This is a genomic window from Streptomyces sp. NPDC060028 (genome assembly GCF_042736725.1).
In the GTDB taxonomy this organism is placed as follows: domain Bacteria; phylum Actinomycetota; class Actinomycetes; order Streptomycetales; family Streptomycetaceae; genus Streptomyces.
This window is the reverse complement of record NZ_JBHWVJ010000047.1, coordinates 33,796-56,697: the sequence shown is the minus strand read 5'-3', so window position 1 is coordinate 56,697 and position 22,902 is coordinate 33,796. Positions and strand designations below refer to the sequence as shown.

The 22,902-nt window shown below is 71.5% G+C and carries 26 protein-coding genes; 16 read left to right on the top strand and 10 right to left on the bottom strand.

Annotated elements, in window-relative coordinates:
* Window positions 1-52: 52 nt before the first annotated feature.
* The 4 genes from ACFWBF_RS23050 to ACFWBF_RS23035 form a co-directional block, all read right to left on the bottom strand.
* Window positions 53-643, bottom strand: a complete 591-nt coding sequence (locus ACFWBF_RS23050; protein WP_385236899.1) for a malonic semialdehyde reductase — start codon at window positions 641-643, stop codon at window positions 53-55.
* Between the two features lie 103 nt (window positions 644-746).
* Window positions 747-980 carry an exodeoxyribonuclease VII small subunit gene (locus ACFWBF_RS23045; RefSeq protein WP_385604970.1) on the bottom strand — a complete coding sequence of 78 codons (234 nt, stop codon included), beginning with the start codon at window positions 978-980 and terminating at the stop codon, window positions 747-749.
* A 56-nt stretch (window positions 981-1,036) separates the two neighbouring features.
* Window positions 1,037-2,296 carry an exodeoxyribonuclease VII large subunit gene (xseA, locus tag ACFWBF_RS23040; protein ID WP_385604967.1) on the bottom strand — a complete coding sequence of 420 codons (1,260 nt, stop codon included), beginning with the start codon at window positions 2,294-2,296 and terminating at the stop codon, window positions 1,037-1,039.
* 9 nt (window positions 2,297-2,305) lie between these two features.
* Window positions 2,306-3,709, bottom strand: a complete 1,404-nt coding sequence (locus ACFWBF_RS23035) for an APC family permease (RefSeq protein WP_385604964.1) — start codon at window positions 3,707-3,709, stop codon at window positions 2,306-2,308.
* A gap of 122 nt (window positions 3,710-3,831) precedes the next feature.
* Between ACFWBF_RS23035 and ACFWBF_RS23030 the strand changes: the two genes are divergently transcribed.
* Both ACFWBF_RS23030 and ppgK read left to right on the top strand, forming a co-directional pair.
* A complete protein-coding gene (locus tag ACFWBF_RS23030; RefSeq protein ID WP_385604961.1) occupies window positions 3,832-4,824 on the top strand; it encodes a 4-hydroxy-3-methylbut-2-enyl diphosphate reductase in 993 nt (330 codons plus the stop codon).
* Window positions 4,825-4,845: 21 nt separating this feature from the next.
* Window positions 4,846-5,592 carry a polyphosphate--glucose phosphotransferase gene (gene ppgK / locus ACFWBF_RS23025; protein WP_385604959.1) on the top strand — a complete coding sequence of 249 codons (747 nt, stop codon included), beginning with the start codon at window positions 4,846-4,848 and terminating at the stop codon, window positions 5,590-5,592.
* A gap of 3 nt (window positions 5,593-5,595) precedes the next feature.
* On the opposite strand, the gene ACFWBF_RS23020 is transcribed toward ppgK, so the two are convergent.
* Complete coding sequence (locus tag ACFWBF_RS23020) at window positions 5,596-6,123, bottom strand: DUF6542 domain-containing protein (protein ID WP_385604956.1); 528 nt, start codon at window positions 6,121-6,123, stop codon at window positions 5,596-5,598.
* A 135-nt stretch (window positions 6,124-6,258) separates the two neighbouring features.
* Between ACFWBF_RS23020 and ychF the strand changes: the two genes are divergently transcribed.
* The 3 genes from ychF (at window position 6,259) to ACFWBF_RS23005 (ending at window position 8,075) form a co-directional block, all read left to right on the top strand.
* Complete coding sequence (ychF, locus tag ACFWBF_RS23015; protein WP_385604953.1) at window positions 6,259-7,347, top strand: redox-regulated ATPase YchF; 1,089 nt, start codon at window positions 6,259-6,261, stop codon at window positions 7,345-7,347.
* A 201-nt stretch (window positions 7,348-7,548) separates the two neighbouring features.
* Window positions 7,549-7,824 carry a type II toxin-antitoxin system Phd/YefM family antitoxin gene (locus tag ACFWBF_RS23010; RefSeq protein WP_385604951.1) on the top strand — a complete coding sequence of 92 codons (276 nt, stop codon included), beginning with the start codon at window positions 7,549-7,551 and terminating at the stop codon, window positions 7,822-7,824.
* A complete protein-coding gene (locus tag ACFWBF_RS23005; protein ID WP_385604947.1) occupies window positions 7,821-8,075 on the top strand; it encodes a Txe/YoeB family addiction module toxin in 255 nt (84 codons plus the stop codon). The genes ACFWBF_RS23010 and ACFWBF_RS23005 overlap by 4 nt, the downstream gene beginning before the upstream one ends.
* 77 nt (window positions 8,076-8,152) lie before the next feature.
* Here ACFWBF_RS23005 and ACFWBF_RS23000 read toward each other — a convergent pair whose 3' ends face one another.
* Window positions 8,153-8,734, bottom strand: a complete 582-nt coding sequence (locus ACFWBF_RS23000) for a Uma2 family endonuclease (protein ID WP_385604944.1) — start codon at window positions 8,732-8,734, stop codon at window positions 8,153-8,155.
* Window positions 8,735-8,903: 169 nt separating this feature from the next.
* On the opposite strand from ACFWBF_RS23000, the gene ACFWBF_RS22995 reads away from it, so the two are divergent.
* Window positions 8,904-9,299 carry a MazG nucleotide pyrophosphohydrolase domain-containing protein gene (locus ACFWBF_RS22995; RefSeq protein WP_385604941.1) on the top strand — a complete coding sequence of 132 codons (396 nt, stop codon included), beginning with the start codon at window positions 8,904-8,906 and terminating at the stop codon, window positions 9,297-9,299.
* Window positions 9,300-9,301: 2 nt separating this feature from the next.
* Here ACFWBF_RS22995 and ACFWBF_RS22990 read toward each other — a convergent pair whose 3' ends face one another.
* Window positions 9,302-10,312 (bottom strand): SMP-30/gluconolactonase/LRE family protein, encoded by a 1,011-nt coding sequence (locus ACFWBF_RS22990; RefSeq protein WP_385604979.1) that lies wholly within the window; start codon window positions 10,310-10,312, stop codon window positions 9,302-9,304.
* A 90-nt stretch (window positions 10,313-10,402) separates the two neighbouring features.
* Here ACFWBF_RS22990 and ACFWBF_RS22985 point away from each other — a divergent pair, with 90 nt between their 5' ends.
* From ACFWBF_RS22985 to ACFWBF_RS22970, 4 genes are all read left to right on the top strand, one after another.
* A complete protein-coding gene (locus ACFWBF_RS22985) occupies window positions 10,403-10,840 on the top strand; it encodes a MarR family winged helix-turn-helix transcriptional regulator (RefSeq protein ID WP_385604938.1) in 438 nt (145 codons plus the stop codon).
* Window positions 10,841-11,014: 174 nt separating this feature from the next.
* Window positions 11,015-12,223, top strand: coding sequence for an alpha/beta hydrolase (locus ACFWBF_RS22980; protein WP_385604935.1), 1,209 nt, complete (start codon window positions 11,015-11,017; stop codon window positions 12,221-12,223).
* Window positions 12,224-12,407: 184 nt separating this feature from the next.
* Entirely contained in the window at window positions 12,408-13,496 is a 1,089-nt protein-coding gene (locus tag ACFWBF_RS22975; RefSeq protein ID WP_385604932.1) for an alpha/beta hydrolase, read from the top strand.
* Window positions 13,493-14,287 (top strand): trypsin-like serine peptidase, encoded by a 795-nt coding sequence (locus ACFWBF_RS22970; RefSeq protein ID WP_385604929.1) that lies wholly within the window; start codon window positions 13,493-13,495, stop codon window positions 14,285-14,287. Before ACFWBF_RS22975 ends, ACFWBF_RS22970 begins: the two co-directional genes overlap by 4 nt.
* A 33-nt stretch (window positions 14,288-14,320) precedes the next feature.
* Here ACFWBF_RS22970 and ACFWBF_RS22965 read toward each other — a convergent pair whose 3' ends face one another.
* The 3 genes from ACFWBF_RS22965 to ACFWBF_RS22955 form a co-directional block, all read right to left on the bottom strand.
* Window positions 14,321-15,247, bottom strand: a complete 927-nt coding sequence (locus tag ACFWBF_RS22965; RefSeq protein WP_385604926.1) for an EamA family transporter — start codon at window positions 15,245-15,247, stop codon at window positions 14,321-14,323.
* Window positions 15,248-15,300: 53 nt separating this feature from the next.
* Entirely contained in the window at window positions 15,301-16,110 is an 810-nt protein-coding gene (locus tag ACFWBF_RS22960) for an isocitrate lyase/phosphoenolpyruvate mutase family protein (protein ID WP_385604923.1), read from the bottom strand.
* Window positions 16,111-16,216: 106 nt separating this feature from the next.
* The gene (locus tag ACFWBF_RS22955) at window positions 16,217-17,329 is read right to left on the bottom strand and encodes a pyridoxal-phosphate dependent enzyme (protein WP_385604920.1); all 1,113 of its coding nucleotides are present in this window, start codon (window positions 17,327-17,329) and stop codon (window positions 16,217-16,219) included.
* Window positions 17,330-17,553: 224 nt separating this feature from the next.
* Between ACFWBF_RS22955 and ACFWBF_RS22950 the strand changes: the two genes are divergently transcribed.
* The 6 genes from ACFWBF_RS22950 to ACFWBF_RS22925 all read left to right on the top strand — a co-directional run bounded on the left by ACFWBF_RS22950 (window position 17,554) and on the right by ACFWBF_RS22925 (window position 22,775).
* Window positions 17,554-19,125 carry a S8 family serine peptidase gene (locus ACFWBF_RS22950; protein WP_385604918.1) on the top strand — a complete coding sequence of 524 codons (1,572 nt, stop codon included), beginning with the start codon at window positions 17,554-17,556 and terminating at the stop codon, window positions 19,123-19,125.
* Between the two features lie 152 nt (window positions 19,126-19,277).
* On the top strand, window positions 19,278-20,411 hold the full coding sequence (locus ACFWBF_RS22945) for a DUF4190 domain-containing protein (RefSeq protein ID WP_385604915.1): 1,134 nt from the start codon (window positions 19,278-19,280) through the stop codon (window positions 20,409-20,411).
* Between the two features lie 138 nt (window positions 20,412-20,549).
* Window positions 20,550-21,302 carry a GntR family transcriptional regulator gene (locus tag ACFWBF_RS22940; protein WP_385604913.1) on the top strand — a complete coding sequence of 251 codons (753 nt, stop codon included), beginning with the start codon at window positions 20,550-20,552 and terminating at the stop codon, window positions 21,300-21,302.
* A gap of 201 nt (window positions 21,303-21,503) precedes the next feature.
* Entirely contained in the window at window positions 21,504-21,689 is a 186-nt protein-coding gene (locus ACFWBF_RS22935; RefSeq protein ID WP_385604910.1) for an SPOR domain-containing protein, read from the top strand.
* A gap of 38 nt (window positions 21,690-21,727) precedes the next feature.
* Window positions 21,728-22,120, top strand: a complete 393-nt coding sequence (locus ACFWBF_RS22930) for a (deoxy)nucleoside triphosphate pyrophosphohydrolase (RefSeq protein WP_385604907.1) — start codon at window positions 21,728-21,730, stop codon at window positions 22,118-22,120.
* Window positions 22,121-22,346: 226 nt separating this feature from the next.
* Window positions 22,347-22,775 (top strand): ATP-binding protein, encoded by a 429-nt coding sequence (locus ACFWBF_RS22925; RefSeq protein ID WP_385604904.1) that lies wholly within the window; start codon window positions 22,347-22,349, stop codon window positions 22,773-22,775.
* Window positions 22,776-22,902: the final 127 nt, after the last annotated feature.

Sequence of the window (22,902 nt, the reverse complement as noted above, 5' to 3'; positions counted from 1 at the left end):
CCCCGGGATCCCGGGGCGCGCGGCCTTCTGCGTGATGTTCGCCGTCGCGGACTCAGACGGTGGTGATGACCTGGTCGATGTCCAGGCGCGGGGAGCGCGGGTACCAGGCGGCCTCGCCCGGCTTGCCGATGTTGACGACCATCATCGGGGTGTGGTCGGCGTCCAGGAACTCCTTCTGGATGCCGGCGAGGTCGGCGCCGGTCATCGGGCCCGCGGCCAGACCGGCGGCGCGGACGCCGACGATGAAGTACGCGGCCTGCAGCGCGGCGTTGAGCAGCGCGGACTGCTCGCGGACCGGGCGCTCGGCGAAGAAGAGGTCCTTGGCCTGCGGGAAGCTCGGCAGCAGGGCCGGGAGCTCCTCGTGGAACTCGTTGTCCGCGGAGAGGATGGCGACCAGCGGCGCGGAGGCCGTCTTGGCCTTGTTGCCCTCGGACATGTGCTGCACGAGGCGCTCGCGGGCCTCGGGGGAGCGGACCAGGGTGATGCGCAGCGGCGTCTGGTTGAAGGCGGTCGGGCCGTACTTCACCAGGTCGTAGATCGCCTGAACCTGCTCCTCCGTCACCGGCTCGTCGGAGAACGAGTTGGCGGTACGGGCCTCGCGGAACAGGAGGTCCTGAGCGGCGGAGTCAAGAACGAGAGACATCGGAAAGCCTTCTTCCATGCGGCAGGCGGGGTGAAGCGTTGACTCGAACACTACGGCGAAAGTAGATGAACTTTCAACTAAATCCTCTGGGGGGTGACCGACGTCACTCGCCGTCCGCCCCTGCCCCCGCCCCGCCATCGCGGGCCGCCAGCGCCGAGTCCAGCCGGGCGCGGGCCCCTTCGAGCCAGTGCCGGCACACCTTCGCGAGCTCCTCGCCGCGCTCCCAGAGCGCCAGGGAGTCCTCCAGCGAGGTGCCGCCGGCCTCCAGCTTGCGGACGACCTCGATCAGCTCGTCCCGTGCCTGCTCGTACCCCAGCGCAGTTTCGGCCTCGGCCATTCCCGTTCCACCTTAAATTCGTAGTACAGCGACAGTGTTGCGGCAGTGTGTCGTCGCTAAGCGGTGCCCGACCCAGGCTCCCGGTCGGCCGCCGCGGCCGCCGTGGCCACCTCCGCGACCCGCACCGCGAACTCGCCCTCCGCCACCCGCGCGCGCAGCTCCTCGCCCGCCGCCACGTCCTCGGGTGAGCGCACCACGTGTCCGTCCGCCCGCTGGAGCACGGCGTACCCGCGCTCCAGGGTCGCCGCCGGGGACAGCGCCACCACCCGGGCGAGGGTGTGCGCCAGCTCCGAGTCGGCCCGGTCCAGCAGGTGCCCCAGCGTGCGCCGGCCGCGCGCGAGCAGCGCCGCCAGCTCGTCCTCGCGGGTCTCCACCATCCGCTGCGGGTGTACGAAGACGGGCCGCGCGAGGGCGTGTGCGAGCCCGCGCTCCTCCCGGTCGAGCAGCCCCCGCACCGCGCGCAGCCCCCGGCCCTGCAGCTGGCGTACCCGCTCCAGCTCCTCGCCCACGTCCGGGACCACCTTCTTCGCGGCGTCCGTGGGCGTGGAGGCCCGCAGGTCAGCGACCAGGTCCAGCAGCGGGGAGTCCGGCTCGTGCCCGATCGCCGAGACCACCGGGGTACGGGCCGCCGCGACGGTCCGTACGACCTCCTCGTCCGAGAACGGCAGCAGGTCCTCCACGCTGCCGCCGCCGCGCGCCACGATGATCACGTCGACCTCGGGCAGGGAGTCGAGCTCCTTGACCGCCTGGATCACCTGCGGCACCGCATTGACCCCCTGCACGGCGACGTTGCGCACCTCGAAGCGGACGGCCGGCCAGCGCCGCCGCGCGTTCTCCAGTACGTCCCGCTCGGCCGCCGAGGCCCGGCCCACGACCAGCCCGATCAGCTGCGGCAGGAAGGGCAGCGGCTTCTTGCGGTCCAGCGCGAACAGCCCCTCGGCGGCCAGCGACCGCTTGAGGCGCTCCAGCCGGGCCAGCAGCTCGCCGATGCCGACCGGCCGTATCTCGGTGGCCCGCAGGGACAGCTGCCCGCGCGGGGCGTACCACTCCGGCTTGGCCAGTACGACGACCCGCGCGCCCTCCGTCACCGAGTCCGCGACCTCGTCGTACACCTGGCGGAAGCAGGTCACGCTGAGCGAGATGTCGTGCGAGGGGTCGCGCAGCGTCAGGAAGACCACCCCGGCCCCCGGCCGCCGCGAGAGCTGGGTGATCTGCCCCTCCACCCACACCTGGCCGAGCTTGTCGATCCAGCCCCCGATGAGCCGGGACACCTGGCCGACGGGCAGTGGCGCCTCCGCCGATGTATTCAGACCCATGCACGCAGGCTAGCCGCCGGGGCCGACACCCGAGCCGGGCCCGGCTCGTCCGTCGCTCGCGCGTCGGCCGCGCTGGAACACCAGCACCCCCAGGCCCACCACCAGCCACACCGCCCCCACCACCTGCGCCGTCCACGCGGCCTCGACGATCACCGCCACGGTCACGGCGGCTCCCAGCACCGGGCAGACCAGGTGCTTCCACCGGTTCGGGGGCCCCTCCATCCGCTTGACCACGAACCAGCCCACCACCGAGGCGTGCAGCAGGGTGAACGCGACCAGTGCCCCGATGTTCACCACGGAGACCAGGTGGTCCAGCCCGTCGTCGCGCCGGGCCGCCCAGACCGCGGCGATCAGCGTGATCGTCGCCGCCACCAGCAGCGCCGGCCGCGGGGTTCCCTGCGAGGTCCGGGCCAGCAGGCGCGGCAGCCGGCGCTCCCGGGCCATCGCGAACAGCAGCCGCCCGGCGGCGGCCTGCCCGGCCAGCGCGGCGAAGGCCGCGCCGATCGCCTTGCTGACCGCGACCAGATCGTGCAGCCAGAGCCCCACGGAGGACTCCACCGCGTCGTAGAAGGCCGGGCCCTGCTTCGCCGGATCGGCGGCCAGCTCGGCGGAGGACACGGGCATCAGCAGCGCCGCCAGATAGGTCTGGGCGACGAACAGCACCCCCGTCAGCGCCAGGCAGAACAGCACCGCCCGGGCCACCCGTGCCGAACCCCCCGTCACCTCCTCCGCGAAGGAGGCGATGGCGTCGAAGCCCAGGTACGAGAGCACCGCGACCGACACCGCGCCCAGCACGGCGGCCGTCGAGAAGCCGAGCGAGCCGTCGCCGATCAGCGGCGAGAGCCAGCCGCGCCGCGCCCCGTCCCGGACCAGCACCGTCACCGCGGAGACCAGGAACACCAGCAGCACCAGGATCTCCATGGCCAGCACGGCGAAGCCGACGCGCGCGGCAGCCCGTACGCCCCACAGGTTGAGCAGGGTGGTCACCACGACCGCCAGCGCCGTCCACACCCACCGCGACACCTCGGGGACGAGCGCGTTCATCGCGATCCCGGAGAAGAGGTACGCCACCGCCGGGATCAGCAGGTAGTCGAGCATCGCCATCCACCCGGCGATCAGCCCCGGGCCCTCGCCCAGGCCCTTGCGGGCGTACGTGAACACCGAGCCGGCCCGCGGGGCGACGCGCACCATCTGCGCGTACGAGAGGGCCGTGAAGGCCATCGCGACCGTCGCGGCCAGGTAGACGAGGGCCACGGCGCCGTGCGACCTGGCGTCGAGGGTGCCGAAGACCCCGACCGGGGCCATGGGGGCGATGAAGAGCAGCCCGTAGACGACCAGGTCCCGGAATCCGAGGTTCCGCCGCAGTGCGGGCGCCGTGGCGGGGTCCGTGTCCGTGTCCGTAGCGGACGGCATCCGTCCTCCGGTGATGGGGGCGAGAGGGGCGAGAGGGGGCGGCAGGGGTGACAGGCGGGACAGGCTTTCGCCCCAGTCTGTGCCGGACGGGGGACGATCAGCCTGCTGGAGACCCCCGTACGATGGAGCCCATGACTGCTCCCGCATCCCGCCGTGTCCTGCTCGCCGCCCCCCGCGGCTACTGCGCGGGCGTGGACCGAGCCGTGATCGCTGTCGAGAAGGCCCTCGAGCAGTACGGTGCGCCGGTCTATGTCCGCCACGAGATCGTGCACAACAAGTACGTCGTCCAGACGCTCGAGAAGAAGGGCGCCATCTTCGTCGAGCGGACGGAGGAGGTGCCCGAGGGCTCCATCGTGATGTTCTCCGCGCACGGCGTGGCGCCGGTGGTGCACGAGGAGGCGGCGCGCGGCAGGCTCGCGACGATCGACGCGACGTGCCCGCTGGTCACCAAGGTGCACAAGGAAGCCATCCGGTACGCCAACGAGGACTTCGACATCCTCCTCATCGGCCACGAGGGCCACGAGGAGGTCATCGGCACCTCCGGCGAGGCCCCGGACCACATCACGATCGTGGACGGCCCGGACGACGTCGCCGCCGTCGAGGTGCGCGACGAGTCGAAGGTCGTCTGGCTGTCGCAGACCACGCTCTCGGTCGACGAGACGATGGAGACGGTCGACGCCCTGAAGACCAAGTTCCCGCTGCTGGTCTCGCCGCCGAGCGATGACATCTGCTACGCCACCTCCAACCGGCAGGCCGCCGTCAAGGTGATGGGCGCCGACTCCGACCTGGTCATCGTCGTCGGCTCGAAGAACTCCTCGAACTCGATCCGGCTGGTCGAGGTGGCGCTCGACGCGGGCGCGCGCGCCGCCCACCTCGTGGACTTCGCGAGCGAGATCGACGAGGCCTGGCTGGAGGGCGTCACCACGGTCGGCCTGACCTCGGGCGCCTCGGTGCCGGAGGTCCTGGTCGAGGAAGTGCTGGAATGGCTCACCGCCCGCGGGTACGCGGACGTGGAGATCGTCAAGACGGCCGAGGAGTCGATCGTCTTCTCGCTGCCGAAGGAGCTGCGCCGCGACCTGCGTGCCGAAGCGGCCGCGCTGGTCGCCGACAAGTAGCCCCTTTCGTACGGTGTGTACATGCAGATTTTCGGCGTGGACATCGGCGGATCCGGGATCAAGGGCGCTCCCGTGGACCTGCACCGTGGCGATCTGGCGCGCGAGCGCCACAAGGTACTGACACCGCAGCCGGCCACCCCCGACGGGGTGGCCGGCTGTGTCGTCGAGGTGGTACGCCACTTCGACTGGGACGGCCCGGTGGGGGTGACCTTCCCGGGGGTGGTCACGGGCGGGGTGACCCGTACGGCGGCCAACATGGACAAGGCCTGGATCGGCGTGGACGTGGCGGCCCTGCTGTCGCGGCGCCTGGACGGCCGGCCGGTGACCGTGCTGAACGACGCGGACGCGGCCGGGATCGCGGAGATGACGTACGGGGCGGGCCGGGACGTCCCCGGGACGGTGATCCTGCTGACCTTGGGCACCGGCATCGGCAGCGCGCTGTTCATCGACGGGAAGCTCGTCCCCAACACGGAGCTGGGGCATCTGGAGCTCAACGGCCACGACGCGGAGACCCGGGCGTCGGTGAAGGCGAAGGAGGACGGGGACCTGACGTGGGAGCGCTGGGCGCACCGCGTCCAGAGGTACGTGGCGCACGTGGAGATGCTGTTCTCGCCGGACCTCTTCATCATCGGCGGGGGCGTGAGCCGCAAGCCGGAGAAGTTCCTGCCGCTGATCGAGGGCATCCGGGCGGAGATCGTCCCGGCGAAGCTCCAGAACAACGCGGGCATCGTGGGGGCGGCGATGGCGGCGCGGTCGGCCGCTGCGTAGGCCTCAGGCGATGCGGCGGGGGAGTCGTCTCCTGCCGATCAGCACGGACTTGCGTACGACCGCGATCAGCGCGGCGATCAGCGTGCCGGCGTACAGCCAGCCGGCGTGCAGGGACAGCGCGGACACCAGGCCGATGAGCTGACCGCCGAAGCCGCCGGAGCCGCCCGCCACGGGCCACACTCCGGCGGCGAAGGCGATCGGCGCGGCGATCGGCGCGGTGATCAGGTCGGCGGGCCGCACCCACAGCGCGGTCGCGGCGGCCACGGGCAGGAACAGCAGCCCGTACACGAACAGCGAGGAGTCGAAGAGCAGCCAGGCGATCCCGCCGACCAGCGCCATGGCGGCGCAGGCGAAGAGCCCGCCGCCGAGGCCGGTCAGGCGGGGCCGCGGCAGCCGGCGCGCGAACGCGGGCCTGCTGCCGCCCTGCGGTGCGGGCCCGGCCGGGGCCGTGCCCGGGGCCGTGGCCGGGCGCCCGCGCTGGGCCGGGGGTCGCTGCGGGTGAGGGGCCGATCGCGTCCTGTGTTGCTCCACCCTCCCAAAGTAGGCGGGCGGGCCCCCGGATCGGGCCCCGGACACGCGTACATCCAGCGCCGCTCAACGGAAAGTAAACTGTCCGTCGGCCCACACCCGGGCCGCCGCCCCCTCCAGCTACGGGAAGTCGCCAACGTGTCGCTCACGATCGGAATCGTCGGCCTGCCGAATGTCGGCAAGTCGACCCTGTTCAACGCCCTGACCAAGAACGACGTGCTGGCGGCCAACTACCCGTTCGCCACCATCGAGCCGAACGTCGGCGTCGTCGGCGTCCCGGACGCGCGCCTCGCGGTCCTGGCGGGCATCTTCGGCTCGCAGAAGGTCCTCCCGGCGACGGTCGACTTCGTCGACATCGCGGGCATCGTGCGCGGTGCGTCGGAGGGCGAGGGCCTCGGCAACAAGTTCCTCGCGAACATCCGCGAGTCGGACGCGATCTGCCAGGTCATCCGTGCCTTCAAGGACGAGAACGTCGTCCACGTCGACGGCAAGGTCTCGCCCAAGGACGACATCGAGACGATCAACACCGAGCTGATCCTCGCGGACCTCCAGTCCATCGAGAAGGCGGAGCCGCGCCTGACGAAGGAGTCCCGCCTCCAGAAGGAGAAGGTCGCGGTCCTGGCGGCGGTCGTCGAGGCCAAGAAGATCCTCGAAGCCGGTGACACACTCTTCTCGAAGGGCATCACGAAGGGCACGGAGCAGGGCGACCTCCTCCACGAGCTGCACCTCCTCACGACGAAGCCGTTCCTGTACGTCTTCAACGTGGACGAGGACGAGCTGACGGACGACGCCTTCAAGGCGGAGCAGAGCGCGCTGGTCGCCCCGGCCGAGGCGATCTTCCTGAACGCCAAGCTGGAGCAGGACCTCTCCGAGCTGGACGACGAGGAGGCCCTCGAACTCCTCCAGTCGGTCGGCCAGGAGGAGCCCGGCCTCGCCACCCTCGGCCGCGTCGGCTTCGACACCCTGGGCCTGCAGACCTACCTGACGGCCGGCCCGAAGGAAACGCGCGCCTGGACGATCAAGAAGGGCGCCACCGCCCCGGAGGCGGCCGGCGTGATCCACACCGACTTCCAGCGCGGCTTCATCAAGGCCGAGGTCATCTCCTTCGCGGACCTGGTCGAATGCGGCTCGGTCACCGAGGCCCGCGCGAAGGGCAAGGCCCGCATGGAGGGCAAGGACTACGTCATGCAGGACGGCGACGTGGTGGAGTTCCGCTTCAACGTCTGAGCATGTGAATGAGCATCACCGTCGCCCACCGGGCAAACCTGCAGGTCAGGCCAGGGCCCACCTCCTCGGAGGTGGGCCCTTGGCCTTTTCCCGTGCTGGGATGGTGCTGGGATGGGTGACGGCCTGTCAGGCGCTTCTCCCTCCCGGGTGGCGCTGAGAGTGGTACGTTATTGAGTACCACTTGATGGAGGGGGTCAGGTCATGTCCATCACCGCGAGTGAAGCCCGCAAGGAACTCTTTCCGCTGATCAAGAAGGTCAACGAGAACCACGAGGCCATCGAGATCGTCTCCAAGCACGGCAATGCCGTGCTCATCGCGGCCGAGGACTATGCGGCGCTGCGCGAAGGCTCGTACCTGCTGCGCTCCCCGGCGAACGCTCGTCGGCTGCTCAAGGCTTACGAGAACGCCCTGGCCGGCATCAACGTGTCGGAGCGCGAGCTGATCGATCCGGATTCCGCGGGTGCGGGCGCTGCGTGAGGCTTGTCTTCGAGGATCAGGGCTGGGAGGACTACACGTCCTGGCTCAAGAACGACCGCAAGATACTCGCCCGGATCAACAAGCTCATCGAGGACGTCAGGCGTGACCCCTTCTCGGGGATCGGTAAACCCGAACCCTTGAAGTACCACTTGCCCGGGGCGTGGTCGCGGCGGATCGACGACGAGCACCGCCTCGTCTACCTGGTGACCGACAGGGAGATCGTCATTCTCGTGGCTCGATACCACTACTGACCGCCCATGCGGTGCGGGGTCGGGCTCTGGCGAGTCCGACCCTTTCCGCATTTCCGTGCTGACGTGGTGCTGACTTTTCAGCTGCTTCGGGGCGGCGTGAGCTTGTCGAGGTCCAGGCTGACCTCGAAGGGCACCGGGCGCTGGAGGGTGCCCCGGAAGATCCCGGCGGGTGCGTATGCGCCGGTGGGTTCGTCGAGCTCGTAGACGTGGACGACGGGTGCCCCGTCCTCGTCCTCGATGCACCAGTAGTGGGGGATGCCGGCCTCCGCGTACTTGCGGAGCTTTACGGTGCGATCGCGGTGGGCGGACTCGGGGGAGACGACCTCGATGACGAGCTGGACGTCCTGCGGTGCGAACCAGGTGCGGTCACCGTCGAAATCGGCCGTCGTCACCAGCAGGTCCGGTTCGGGCCGGTTGCGCGGGTCGAGCTTGATGGTCATCTCGCGGCCGACTCTGGTGTCGGCGGGCACCTGCTCCATGAGTGCGAACGTGAGCATGGTGACGAGGTGGCCATGCCACCACCGCTGGGGCGACATCATGAAGACGAGGGCTCCGTCGATCAGCTCGGTGTGGCGGGGCGCCTCGGGGAGGCGGTCGAGGTCCTCCGCGAACCAGCCTTCCGCGCGCGGCGGGCGCATCCAGTCGGGCAGTGCGGTCATGGCTTCACGGTAGCGGCCCGCGGCTCAGGCTGGAGGGCCAACGATCTCGGTCGGAGGGTTTTCTGCATCGCAGGGTGGTCATCTCCGTGGTGCGGACGCGGACATGTTCGGCGGGCGGGCGGGCGGGCTGGCGAGCGGGCGGGGGGCGGGGCGTCGATACGATCGGACGATGAACCAGGAGCCGGCCGAGTCGACCGCCGAGCGTGTCCGTGCCTTTCACCGGGCCTTCGGACTCGACTGCCCCGCCGTGCCCACGCCGCCCTCGCCCGCGCTCGCCCGGCACCGCCAGGACCTGCTCCACGAGGAGGTCGCCGAGCTCGCCGAGGCGACCGCCGAAGGTGAACTCGCGCACATCGCGCACGAGTTGGCCGACGTGGTGTACATCGCCTACGGCACGGCGGCGGCGTACGGCATCGACCTCGACGCGGTGATCGCCGAGGTCCACCGCGCGAACATGAGCAAGCTCGGCCCGGGCGGCCGCCCCGCCTTCCGTGCCGACGGCAAGGTGCTCAAGGGTGACGCGTACGTCCCGCCGGACGTCGCCTCGGTCCTGCGGGGCTCATAGCCTCAGAAGCCGCGGACCGAGGCGACCGTGAAGGCGGTCGGGGTTTCGGTGCCGGGAGACATCGGGCCGCCCATCTTGTCGAACTGGGAGCGGACCACCAGGGTGCGGCCCGGGGTGTGGACCAGGGTGGTCGGGATCTGGAGCGAGGGGTCCGTGAGCGTACGGGTGAGCCGGGCGCGGGTGCCGTCCGCGGAGACCCGCCAGCTCGACAGGGTGTTGACCGTGTTCAGGGCCACGCGCAGGGTGCCGTCGGGGGCCAGGTCGAGGCCGTCGGCGTGGACGAGCTTGCCGCCGGGACCGCCGCCGGGACCGCCCTCGTGGCCGGCGTCGAGGGCGACGCGCGAGATCGCGCCCGTGCCGAGGTCGATGCGGAACAGGTCGCCCGCCGTCATGTCCACCGTCAGCAGGTACCGCCCGGCCCGGTCCGTGGTGATGCCGTTGAGGCTGAAGCCGCCCGCCGGGGCCGGGGTGAGGTGCCCGCTCAGGTCGTACGCAGGACGCAGCGGCCCGGAGCCGGCCGCGAGCTCGTCCGACGTCACGCGGTAGACGACCGCGCGGACGCTGTCGGTCAGGTACGCCGTGCCGTCCGGGGTGACGGCCAGGTCGTTGACGAAGAACGGCTTCGTCGGATCGGTCACCTCGAAGTGGGCCAGCCGCGCGCCGGTCGCCTGGTCGTAGACCGAGACGCCCGAGGTGGAGTCGATCACCCACAGCCGGCCGCGGGCGTCGACCCGCAAGCCGTTCGCCGTGTGGCGGCCGTCGGTGCCGGCGGGCAGGAAGACCTCGGCGGTGGTCCGGCCGGGGCGGGCCCGGTAGACGGTGCCGTCCGTGTACGAGCCGACGTACACGGTGTGGGTGCGGGGGTCGGCGGCTATGCCCTCCGGGAAGATCTTCGCGCCGGGGAGGGTGAAGGCCGTGGCGACGCGGCCGTCCGAGGCCTGGGCGGCGGGCGCCGCGCCGAGGGCGACGGCCGCGGCCAGGGTCAGGAGGGTGGCGGGCAGTGCGGCAGGCATGAGCTTCACGTCAGACGTCCTCTTTCGAGTAGGTGAGAGCGAATGTATGTTAGAGCTCTAACCCATGCAAGGGGCCCGTAGGATGCCGCAATGACCTCCATGCCCGTCGAGGAGCGCATCGGCTCCCACATCAAGCGCGCTGAACAGGCGCTCCTCGCGGCCAAGAACGCGGCCTTGAAGTCGGCCGCGGTAACGGTTCCGCAGTACGCCGCGCTGCTCTGGATCTCCGAGAAGCCCGGCATCTCCGCGGCCGGCCTCGCCCGCCTGTGCGGGGTGACGCCGCCGACGATGAACACCGTGCTGAAGAACCTCCAGGAGCGCGGCTTCATCGAGCGGACCCCGCACGAGTGGCACGGCAACGTGCTGGAGACCCGGCTCACGGACGAGGGGCGCGCGGTGATGGTGCTGGCCGACGCGGCCGCCGTCGCGGTGGAGCGGGCGCTCGCGCGGGAGTTCACGGGGGAGGAGCGGGAGCTGCTCATCCGGCTGCTGGGCCGGTGCGCGCAGCGGCTCGACGACCAGAGGTGACGGCCCGGAGGTGGGGCCGGGCCGCGCCGGCCCGCATCCACCTACCCGACCAGTGAGATCCTGTCCGCCTCTTTGCCGGGGTTTGGAACTGTCCGGGTGATTCGTGCATCAGGACTATCGGGAGCCCAGCCACGCTGTCCCCCGGGGCAGTCAAGACCGTTCGGAGCGAAGTTCGTGCACCAGTACCCGCAGCAGGAGCGCCAGGACCCGGACCACGAGCGCCAGGACCCGCACCACGAGCACCAGGGCCCGGACCTGCCGCGCCCTGCGTGCCCGCCGTACGTCGGGCAGCCCGCGGCCCCGCCCGGGCGTTCCCGGCGCGTGATGTGGATCAGCGCCGTGGTGGCGCTCGCGCTCCTCATATCCGGCGGCTTCGCCGCCTGGAAGCTGGACTGGTTCTCCGGCAACGGCGAAGCCGTGAGCTTCGGCAAGACCCCGCCGCCCGCGGCGGCCCCGGCGGCCCCGGACGCCGACAAGAAGTCCCCCGGCGCCGCGCAGCCCCCCGCCAAGCCGAGCGGCGACCCCGACGTGCTCATGCCGTCCGGACCGAAGTCCGACTTCAAGCAGACCACCAAGCTCGACGACGGCACGATCATCGCCAAGACCCGCCTCGCGGGCGCCAAGTCCGGCTTCGAGGGTGACGTGTGGGTGTGGGCGCCCAAGGAGTACGACGACCCGAAGTACGCCAAGAGCGCCTTCCCGGTGCTCATCGCGCTCCCCGGCGGCAACGGATTCCCGGCCAACTACTGGTCCGACCGCAGCCTCGGCCTCCAGAAGGCCGTCAGCGAGGGGGTCCAGGCCGGCACCAGCCTGCCGTTCGTCGTGATCATGCCGGTGCTCAACCCCGACAACAAGTACTACTACGACGGCTCGGACATACCCGGCCAGCAGAAGATGGGCACCTGGATCGCCGAGGACGTCCCGGACTTCACCCGGGCGAATTTCCGTACGTACAAGTCCCGTGACGGCTGGGCCTTCATGGGCTCCTCCTCCGGCGCCTTCGTCGGCATGAAGACGCTCCTCCAGCACCCGGACAAGTTCAAGGCCGTGATCGCCAGCGGCGGCGAGATCGTCCCGGACTCCCCGCTCTGGAAGGGCCACCAGGCGGAGATGGACGCGAACAACCCGGAGAAGCTGGCCAGGAAGCTGATCGACGACAACGGCCCGGAGGTCTTCATCAACTTCCAGGTCGGCACCAGGGAGTCCGGCAAGGACCGGATGCTGAAGTTCCAGCAGCAGTACGGCACGGGCCCCGTCAAGACCACCATCCACGACATCCAGAACGGCGAGCACAACGGCTGGCACTACGTGCGCGGCATGAAGGAGAGCTCGCTGGAGTGGATCAGCAAGGTGCTCAAGGGTCCGAAGCCCGAAGCCGGCTGATCGGCGGCTGGCCCGGCTGATCGGCGCGGCCCGGTCGCCGGGCATTCGCGTGGTTCGTGCCACGTCCCGCCCGTCCCAGGCAACCCATCCGGTCGTTCACTCCTCTGTTAAGGATGTAAGGGGGACCAATCGGTCCGGCCCGCGCTCCTGTGAGGAGCGCCGGAGAAGGAACGGGACACATTCCGTGCAGCATGACCAGCAGGGCGACGGCAGCGCCCCGACCAAGGCCCGCCGTCGACCCAAGCACCTGCGCCTGATTCTGATCAGCGGTGGACTCGCGTTCACCCTGGCCGCCGGGGGAGCGGCCGCGTACAAGTACAAGCTCTTCACCGACATAGGGGATCCGGTTTCCTTCGGGAAGGTCCCGCACAAGACCGCCGCCGCGGCCTCCGACATCACTCGTTCGGGGGTACGCATGCCCACCGGGCCGGCGGCCGCGTTCACCCGCACCTACCGGCTGCCGGACGGCACGCAGATCGGCCGGACCACGCTCACCGGCAAGAAGTCGGGCTTCACGGGTGACGTGTGGGTGTGGGTGCCGAAGCAGTACGACGACCCGAAGTACGCCAAGAGCGCCTTCCCGGTCCTGATCTCCCTGCCCGGCGGCCGCGGCTACCCCACGAACTACTGGGGGACCGGCCCGGGCCTGGGCCTTCAGAAGGCCGTGAGCGACGGGGCGAAGGCCGGCACCAGCCTGCCCTTCATCCTGGTGATGCCGGTGCACAACGCCGACACCAAGCACCACTTCGACGCCTCCGACATCCCGGGCGAGCCGAAGATGGGCACCTGGATGGTCGAAGACATCCCGGATTTCACGAAGGCCAATTTCCGGACCTTCACCTCCCGCGACGGCTGGGCCTTCATGGGCTCCTCCGCGGGCGGATTCGGTGCCTTCAAGCACGTCCTGAAGTACCCCGACCGGTTCAAGGCCGCCATCGCCAGCGGGGTCGACATCGTCCCCGATTCCCCTTTGTGGAAGGGGAACACGCTGGCCATGGACGAGAACAACCCGGAGAAGCTCGCCGAGAAGCTGATCAAGGAGGGCGGCCCGGACGTCTACATCAACTTCCAGATCGGCACCAAGGAGACCGGCCGCGACAAGGCCGAGAAGTTCATGAACGAGTACGGGAAGGGCCCCGTGCACACCTCGCTGCAAGTGATCCAGGATGGTGAGCACAACGGCAAGTCCTATGTGCGAGGCATGAGGGAGGGCTCCCTGGAGTGGATCAGCAAGGTGATGTCGGCGCCGACCCCCGACCCCGACGTGCGATGAGCCCCGCGGTGAAGGGGGCTGCCTCCGCGGTCGTCGCCGGGGTCGCCGCGGTGCTCGCCGTGGTGTTCCTCAAGGCCTCGGCCTCGGGCGACAAGCAGGCGCTCCCCTTCCCCACCGTCGGCGTGCTCATGGCCAACGGTGAGCACTGGTGCACCGCGAGCGTCATCGACAGCCCCAAGGGCAACGTCGTCGCCACCGCGGCGCACTGCGTGGCCCCGGCGGGCGAGGACGGCCGGCCGGGCACGGTCGCGCACGACGGCCTGGCCATCGGCGAGCTCGCCTTCGCCCCCGCCTTCTCCGGCGAGGGCTCCGGGCACCAGCCGCTGGGGGTGTGGAAGGTGCGCTCGATCCAGGTGGACGAGCGCTGGACGAAGTGGGGCGAGGACACCGCCGACTTCGCCTTCCTCACCGTCGATCCGGACGGGGACGGGCGCAGCGTGCAGGACGCGGTCGGCCGGGGCGAGGCCCCCCGGCCCGACTGGACCTCCGGCTACGAACGCGACGTGACCGTGGTGGGCTACCCCGAGTCACAGCACAACCCGCAGAACAAGCCGGTGGCCTGCACCACCCAGTCCCGGCACGACGCGGACGACCCCGACATGCTCTACATCAGCTGCGCGGGATTCTGGACCGGCACCAGCGGCAGCCCCTGGATCGCCGACCGCGGCGGCCCGGACCAGCCGGGCCGGCTGATCGGGGTGCTGAGCGGCGGGGACACGGACGTGGACTCGACGGCGGCGCTCTTCGACGAGAAGGCGAAGGCGCTGTACGAGCGGGCCGCGAAGGGCTGAGGGGCGACCGAGCAGGCCCACCCCCGGCCCGGCTCAGCTCCTGCGCTCGGTGCTCACGATCACGCACACCGCCGCCACGACGATCGCCCCGCCGAGCAGGATCGGCCAGGTCAGGGCCTCGTCGAGGATGAGCCAGCCCAGTGCGACGGCCACGACCGGATTGACGTACGCGTACGTGGAGACCAGCGAGAGCGGCGCCGCCCGCAGCAGCCACACGTACGAGGTGAAACCGACGAGCGAGCCGAAGACGACCAGGTAGCCCAGCGCCAGCCAGGACGCGGTGGAGAAGGAGCCCGGGTCGAGGCCGTGCTGCTCGCCGCGGCACAGGCCCACGACGATGCCGCCGACCCCGCCCGCGAGCATCTGGTACGCGCTGCCGGTGAAGGGGTTCTCCGGCAGGGTCAGCCGCGCCCCGGAGAACGAGCCGAGCGACCACAGGGCCGAGCCGGCCACCACCAGCAGCACCCCGCCGAGCCGGATCTCGCCGCTGATCCCCGGGACGGTCAGCACGGCCAGGCCGGCGAGGCCGAGCAGCACGCCGCCGAGCGTCCGCAGCGGCGGCCGGTCCCCGGTGCCCGCCCGCAGCAGCACCAGCCACATCGGCACCGCCGCCACCAGCAGCGCGGCCAGGCCCGACGGCACCGAGGTCTCGGCGAGCACGACCAGGCCGTTGCCGCCGAGGATCAGCAGCAGCCCGACCACGACCGCCGAGCCGACCTGCCGGCGGGTGGCCCGGAGCGCCGCCGGGCCGTCGCGCCAGGCGACGAGACCCGCCAGCAGGAGGCCGGCGGTGATGAAGCGGGCGCCGGCGGACAGGAACGGCGGCATGGTCTGGACGACGATCCGGATGCCGAGGTAGGTCGAGCCCCAGACGACGTAGACGAGGGCGAGGGCGGTCCAGACGCGAGCGGAGGCGGAAGCGGAGACGGAGGCGGAAGCGGAGGTGGATGGGCGGGGCATGATCCGAGCCTAGGTCGTTGACGTCTACACCTTTGCCGACCGCGGCCGCCGTCTCAGCCCTTGAGCAGGCCGTTGAGCTCGCCGTACGGCAGGGAGCCCGCGAGGGAGCCGTACGTACCGCCGGAGATCAGCTCCTCGGCGGCGCGCCGGACCACGGCGTACGCGGCTTCGGCGACCCAGGAGCCCAGGCTGACGCGGGCCACGCCGAGGGCGCCGAGCTCGGCGACCGTGGGGGCGCCGGGGCCGACGAGGACGTTGAACGGGGCGTCGATGCCCTTGGCGAGCTCGGTGACGGTGGCCGGATCGGTGACGCCGGGGACGAAGATGCCGGTGGCGCCGGCCTCCAGGTAGGCGGCGGCGCGGGCCAGGGTCTCGTCGAGGCGCGTCTCCTCGGCCCCGAGGCCGAAGAGGTAGGTGTCGATGCGGGCGTTGATGTAGAGCGGGATCCCGGCGGCCTCGGCGGCGGCGCGGGCCGCGGCCAGGCGCTCCGTGTGGTCGGCGGGGGCGCGGGTGCCGTCCTCGATGTTGATGCCGACCGCGCCGGCGGCCAGCACCCCGGCGACGGTCTCGCCGACCCCGGCGGGGTCGGCGCCGAAGCCGCCCTCGATGTCGGCGGTGACGGGCACGGAGACGGCGCCGGCCACCCGGCCGACGAGGTCGAGGGCGCGGTCCCGGGCGAGGGCGTCGCCGTCGGGCGAGCCGAGCGACCAGGCGACTCCGGCGCTGGTGGTGGCGACGGCGGGCGCCCCGGCGGCCTCGACGAGCCGGGCACTGGCCACGTCCCAGGCATTGGCGAGGGCCAGCGGCGCGGCGGGGGTGTGCAGTGCGGCGAACTGGCGGGCGAGCTCAAGGTGACTGGTCATGGGGCCAGTTCACCAGACGCCCGCCCCACCCGTCCGGCGATTTCCCGCCGCCTTCCCGCGGCCCGCGCGGCAGGGCTCGGCCCCGGGCGGGGACTCGGGGCGGCTGTCAGGGGGTGGGGTCCCCCTTGGCGCCTGCGCCGCACAGGGGGAGGACCGCCGTGCGGTTCTGGAGGGGGTTGTCGGGGGCGGTGGGGCCGACCGCCGCCCAGCAGGCGGCGGCCGTCGGCTCGACGAACAGGCCCCGGCGGGCCAGGTCGTGGCGGGCCGCGCGGAGCCGGTCGTCCGGGACGGTCAGGAAGGTGCCGCCCGACGCGCGGACCGCGGCCAGGATCTGCCGGGCGCGCGGCGGGGCCGGGATCGCGATGCCCTCCGCCAGGGTGGGCAGCTGGGGCACCGGCTCGGCGTCCTCGGCGCCCGCCGCGAAGGCCGAGGCCAGCGGGGCCACCGCCGCGGCCTGCACGGCGATCAGCGCGGGGGGCTTCACCCCGCGCCGGGCCAGTTCCTCCACCGCCAGCGCGGCTCCGAGCAGCAGGGTGCCGTTGCCCACCGGGACGACCAGTACCTCGGGGAGGTGGCCGCCGAGCGCCTCCCAGATCTCGTACACGTACGTCTTCGTGCCGTGCAGGAAGTACGGGTTGAACACGTGGCTCGCGTAGAAGACCCCGGGCAGGTCCGCCGCCGTACGGGCGGCCCGCGCCGCCGCCTCCCGGCCGCCCGGGACGACCCGGACCGCCGCGCCGTGCGCCCGCATCTGCTCGGTCTTCTTCTCCGAAGTGCCCTCGGGCACGAAAACTTCACAATCGAGCCCGGCGCGGGCGCAGTACGCCGCCATCGAGGTCCCCGCGTTGCCGCTGCTGTCCGCCACGACCCGCTCCGGGCCCACCCGCCGGGCCAGCTCCGCGAGCATCACCGCGCCCCGGTCCTTGAACGACAGCGTCGGCATCAGGAAGTCGAGCTTGGCGTGAACCCGCTCCGCCAGCGGCACCAGCGGAGTGTTCCCCTCCGCCAGCGATACGGCGAACGCCCCCGGCAGCGGCAGCGCGGCCGCGTACCGCCACAGAGAGTTGGGTCCCGCCGCCGGTTCCAGGGCGGTGGCCGGATCGGGTGTGAAGTCGAGGTCCCACGGGCCGCCGCAGACCGGGCAGCACCACGGCGCGGTCCGGGCGTCCGCGCCGGTGCCGTCCTCGGGGCAGACGTAACCGGGGAGTGCGTGCGTCATGTGCGGAACGCCTTTGCTCGTTCATGGCTGTTATATGGCACGGATGTTACGCATCCGTTGTCCTCTTGTGGGGAGCCGACGGGGTGGGTCAACCTTTCGGAGGCGACGGCCCGTTGGGCCGAACGACTTGTCATGAGCATGGCTATACCGGTGCCGGTGTGCCCGTGTGCCGTGCGTCGCCGTATACCCGCCCCGCAGCGCCCACCGATCCGAAGGACCCCCACATGTCCGTGATGCGTCACACCCGCCGGAAGCTCGCCGGCATGAGCGCGACCGCCGTCGTGGCCCTCGCGCTCGGCGCGGCCGCCGCGTTACCCGCCTCCGCGGCCGACGCCCCGCAGGGCGTCATCGAGAACGCGGGCGCCGCCGGCGCCGTCTCAGGCAGCTACATCGTGACCCTGAACGACTCCGCCGCCCGCTCCACCGCGGACAGCGGCAAGGCCGTCGCCCAGCGGTACGGCGCGAAGATCGACCGGACCTACAGCGCCGCCCTCAACGGCTACTCCGTCGAGGTCTCCGAGGCGCAGGCCAGGAAGCTCGCCGCCGACCCCGCCGTCAAGTCGGTCGTGCAGAACCGCGTCTTCACCGTCGACGCCACCCAGCCCAGCCCGCCGTCCTGGGGTCTGGACCGCATCGACCAGCGCGCGCTCCCGCTGGACCAGAGCTACACCTACCCGGACAAGGCCGGCGAGGGCGTCACCGCGTACATCATCGACACCGGCGTCCGCATCACGCACCAGGACCTCGCCGGGCGCGCCTCCTACGGCTACGACGCCATCGACAACGACAACACCGCCCAGGACGGTCACGGCCACGGCACGCACGTCGCCGGCACCGTCGCGGGCTCCTCGTACGGCGTGGCCAAGAAGGCGAAGATCGTCGGCGTCCGCGTGCTCGACAACAACGGCTCCGGTACGACCGCCCAGGTCGTCGCGGGCATCGACTGGGTGACCCAGCACGCCGTCAAGCCGGCCGTGGCCAACATGTCGCTCGGCGGCGGCGCGGACTCCGCGCTCGACACCGCCGTACGCAACTCCATCGCCAGCGGCATCACGTACGGCGTCGCGGCGGGCAACGAGTCCACCGACGCCTCCACCAAGTCCCCGGCCCGCGTGGCCGAGGCCATCACCGTCGGCGCCACCACCAACACCGACGCCAAGGCGAGCTACTCCAACTACGGCTCCATCCTGGACATCTTCGCGCCGGGCTCCTCCATCACCTCCTCGTGGGGCACTGGGGACACCGCCACCAACACCATCTCCGGTACGTCGATGGCCACGCCGCACGTCGTGGGCGCGGCCGCGCTCTACCTCTCGCAGAACCCGGCGAGCACCCCGGCGCAGGTCCGGGACGGTCTGGTCGCCGCGGCCACCCCGAACGTGGTGACCGGCCCCGGCACCGGCTCCCCCAACCGCCTCCTGAACGTGGGCGCCTCGACCACGCCGCCGAACCCGGGCACCCGCTTCGAGAACACCGCGGACTACGCCGTCAACGACAACTCCACCGTCGAGTCGCCGATCACCGTCAGCGGGATCTCCGGCAACGCCCCCGCCACGCTGAGCGTCCCGGTCGACATCAAGCACACCTACACCGGTGACCTGAAGGTGGACCTGATCGCCCCCGACGGCACGGTCTACAACCTGCACAACCGCTCCGGCGGCAGCGCGGACAACATCGTCAAGACCTACACGGTCAACGCGGCCGCCGAGGTGGCCAACGGGGTGTGGAAGCTGCGCGTCAACGACAACGCGAACCTCGACACCGGCAAGATCGACTCCTGGGCACTGCAGTTCTGAGCCGCCTCGGGTGAAGGCGCGATGAGCTGATCCACGAGCTGATCCACGAACTGCGGGGGCGACCGACTGGGCGGTCGCCTCCGCTGCGTACTATTCGCGCATTCGTTCGCGCCGTTCGTCGCCGCCACGTCCTCGATGGAGCACCTCACCCCGTGAGCACCCCGCCGCCTCCCTTCTGGCCCGTCCCGCCCCAGCAGCCGCAGGCGTACCGGCAGCCCCCGCTCAACGGATTCGCGCTCGCCTCGCTGCTCGTCGGGCTGCTCTGCCTGCCGCCGCTGGGCGTCGTGTTCGCCGTCGTGGCACTCGTACAGATCGCGAAGCGGCAGGAGCGGGGCCGGCCGCTCGCGATCGTCGGCCTGGTGGTGTCGCTCGTGATGAGCGTGGGCCTGGTCCTCGTGACGGACCGGGTCGCGGAGTCGTTCTTCGAGCGGGTCAGCGCGCTGGAGCAGTTCGAGAACGTCGAGGGCGACCTGACCGACATCGAGGAGCTGCGGGCGGGCGAGTGCTTCAACGTCCCCGGCGGGGACCTCCTCGACGAGGACCCCTTCGTGTACCGGATCGCCTGTACGCAGGTGCACCACGCGGAGGTCACCTCCTCGACCCTGCTGACGCAGCCGGTCTATCCGGGCGCGGAGCAGCTGCGCAAGTCCGCCGCGGACGAGTGCTGGAAGGCGCAGGACGCGTACGCGATGGACACGTGGGCCCTGCCGGACTACGCGGAGATGTTCTACTTCTCGCCCTCGCGCGAGTCGTGGCGCGACGGCGACCGGCAGCTGCTGTGCGTGATCGGCACGACCGGGGAGGAACAGCGCGGGAGCCTGCGCAAGGACGCCGGGATGCTGAAGCCGGAGCAGGTGGCGTACCTGCGCGCGGCGAACGGCGTCGACCTCGCGCTGGGCCGCTCGCCCGAGGCGGACCTCGAGGACGGGCGGACCCAGGAGTACCGCGCCTGGGCGCGGGAGGTCGACCAGGCGCTGGCGGCAGAGGCGCGGACGCTGGAGGAGGCGAAGCAGCGCCCCGAGGTGGGCGCGCAGGCGGGGGCCCGGCTCCAGGAGGTCGAGGCGGCGCGCAAGGAGTGGCAGCAGGCCGCCCGGGAGGTGACGTCCGCGGGCTTCGACCGGGCGTGGGGGCGGGCGCTGGCCGCGATGTCGGTGGAGACGGAGAAGGCGCTGCGCGGTGCGTACGGGCTGGCGACGACGGTTCCGGAGTGGATGGAGGAGTCCCCCGACGCCCCTGGCGGCTCCGGCGGCGGCTCGGGCGAGGGGCCGTCGACCGGCGCGGCGTGAACCGCGCCGGTGTGACGCGCGGTAACGGGTTTGAGTGACCTGGCTTCATCACTTCGGGTGAAACTCTGGCCCTTGCTTGCGGTGCACAACCGTGGGTTGCCAGGGTGTAGCTGTCTGTCAACCTGATGGGAGTGGCCAGTGACTTTCGGTGAGCAGCCGGCCTATCTGCGCGTCGCCGGGGATCTGCGACGGAAGATCGTCGATGGGTCCCTGCCCCCGCATGCCCGGCTCCCCTCGCAGGCCCGGATCCGCGAGGAGTACGGGGTCTCCGACACCGTGGCGCTGGAGGCGCGCAAGGTCCTCATGGCGGAGGGGCTGGTCGAGGGCCGGTCCGGCTCCGGCACCTATGTGCGCGAGCAGCCCGTGCCCCGGCGGGTCGCCCGCTCCGGGTACCGCACGGGCGGCACCTCGACCCCCTTCCGCCAGGAGCAGGCGGACGCGGGAGCGCGCGGCACGTGGGAGTCGAGCAGCGAGCAGGCGCCCGCACCCGCGGAGATCGCGAAGCGGCTCGGCATCGAGCCGGGCGAGCGGGTGATGCGGACGCGGTACGTCTTCCGCGACGCGGGGGAGGCGATGATGCTGTCGACCTCCTGGGAACCGCTCGCCGTGACCGGCAGGACCCCGGTGATGCTGCCCGAGGAGGGCCCGCTCGGCGGTTCGGGGGTCGTGGACCGGATGGCCGCGATCGACGTGGTCGTCGACAACGTCGTGGAGGAGGTCGGCGCGCGGCCGGGTTTGGCGGAGGAGAACGGCCTGCTGGGCGGTGTCCCGGGCCATGTGGTCCTGGTGATCGGCCGTACGTACTTCGCCTCGGGCCGCGCGGTGGAAACCGCCGACGTGGTCGTCCCGGCCGACCGCTACCGCCTCTCGTACCACCTCCCGGTCCGCTGACCCCTGCGGCTGCGCCGATGTCGACGGTGCGCCGGGCCTGAACCGGCGTGCACGGCCCACTCGTACGCATGGCCGGATGCGTACGCCTGGGAGGTATCTCTTCGTGAAAAACCGTATCCGCTCAGTAAAGGTCGGGCGTAAGCTCCGGCATATGCGCAATGCGGTTTCCCGGGCAGGTACGTCGGCGGAGGGTGAAACGCGATGAACGACAGCGGTGCCCTGCTCCCGTGGCTGGTCATACGGCAGGACGACAACGGCAACCGCTACCGGGTGGGCCGGTACCCCACCCGGGCCGAGGCCCAGAAGGTCGTCGACCAGCTCGACGACCGAGGACACAAGCAGCTCTACTGGGTCGAGCGGGTCGGTCAGACCGCCACTACGAACTGAGCGTCGCAGCGCTCGCAGCGCTGCCATAGGCTCCGCCCATGACTGTACGAGTGGTCGTGGGCGGAGCCCTTTGTCATGACGGGCGCCTGCTGGCCGCCCGCCGCAGCGCACCCCCGGAGCTGGCCGGCCGCTGGGAGCTGCCCGGTGGCAAGGCCGAGCCCGGCGAGACCGTACCCGAGGCACTCGTGCGCGAACTGCGCGAGGAGCTCGGGGTGGAGGCGGAGGCGCTGGAGCGGATCCCGGGCGAGTGGCCGCTGAAGCCCGGTCTCGTCCTGCACGTGTGGACCGCCCGGCTGCTGTCCGGTGAGCCGGAGCCGCTGGAGGACCACGACGAGCTGCGCTGGCTCGGGCCGCACGAGCTGGACTCCGTGGACTGGCTCGACCAGGACCGTCCGGCGGTCGCGGAGGCCGGGCGCCGGCTGGGCGGCTGAGGCCGGGGATCCGCCCCAAAACCTGCCCGGCACCTGCCCGGGCCGCACGGTCCGGCGCACGGGGGCGCGTGACGCTCGCGTTGTAGGCCGGATGCGCCACAGTGCGCCGGTGCGTGAGGGAGCGAGTGGTACGACGTCGCGAATATCGGGTATGTCGCTATTAATCCCTATCTCGCCCCCCTCTCGCCTCCGGCGAACCGGACAGGGGTCGCTGCCGGCCCGGGAAGTGATCGGCGTGATCGACACAGACGGTGAATGCGCCGAATGGGCCTTCCCCGCCGAACCGGGCGCGGTCCGCACCGCCCGCCACGCCGTGCGCGGCAAACTCCGCTCCTGGGGTCTCGACTCCGTCGGTGACGTCACCGTCCTGCTGGTCAGCGAGCTGGTCACCAATTCCCTGCGCTACGCCTCCGGCCCCATCGGGGTCCGCCTGGTACGGCGCGATCCGGCCGCCGGAGGCCCGCCCGGGGGTCCGGCGCTTCTCGTGGAGGTTTCGGATCCGCTTCCGGATCCGCCCCGCGAACGCGTCGCGAAGCCCGACGACGAAGGCGGCCGGGGGCTCCACCTCGTCGCCGTCTCGGCACAGCGCTGGGGGACCCGGCACGGGAAGTCGGGCAAGACGGTGTGGTTCGAGTTGGCTCTTCCTGGTGAGTAACAAGGTGAAGGGGTGCCGCCGATCACACGGCATGGCCGGAAACTAACGGGACCTTTTCGTGATCGTGAGCGCCGTGCCGTCCGGGGCCGTGGTGCTGAATACTTCGGTCATGGCCGGTCCGGTTGCG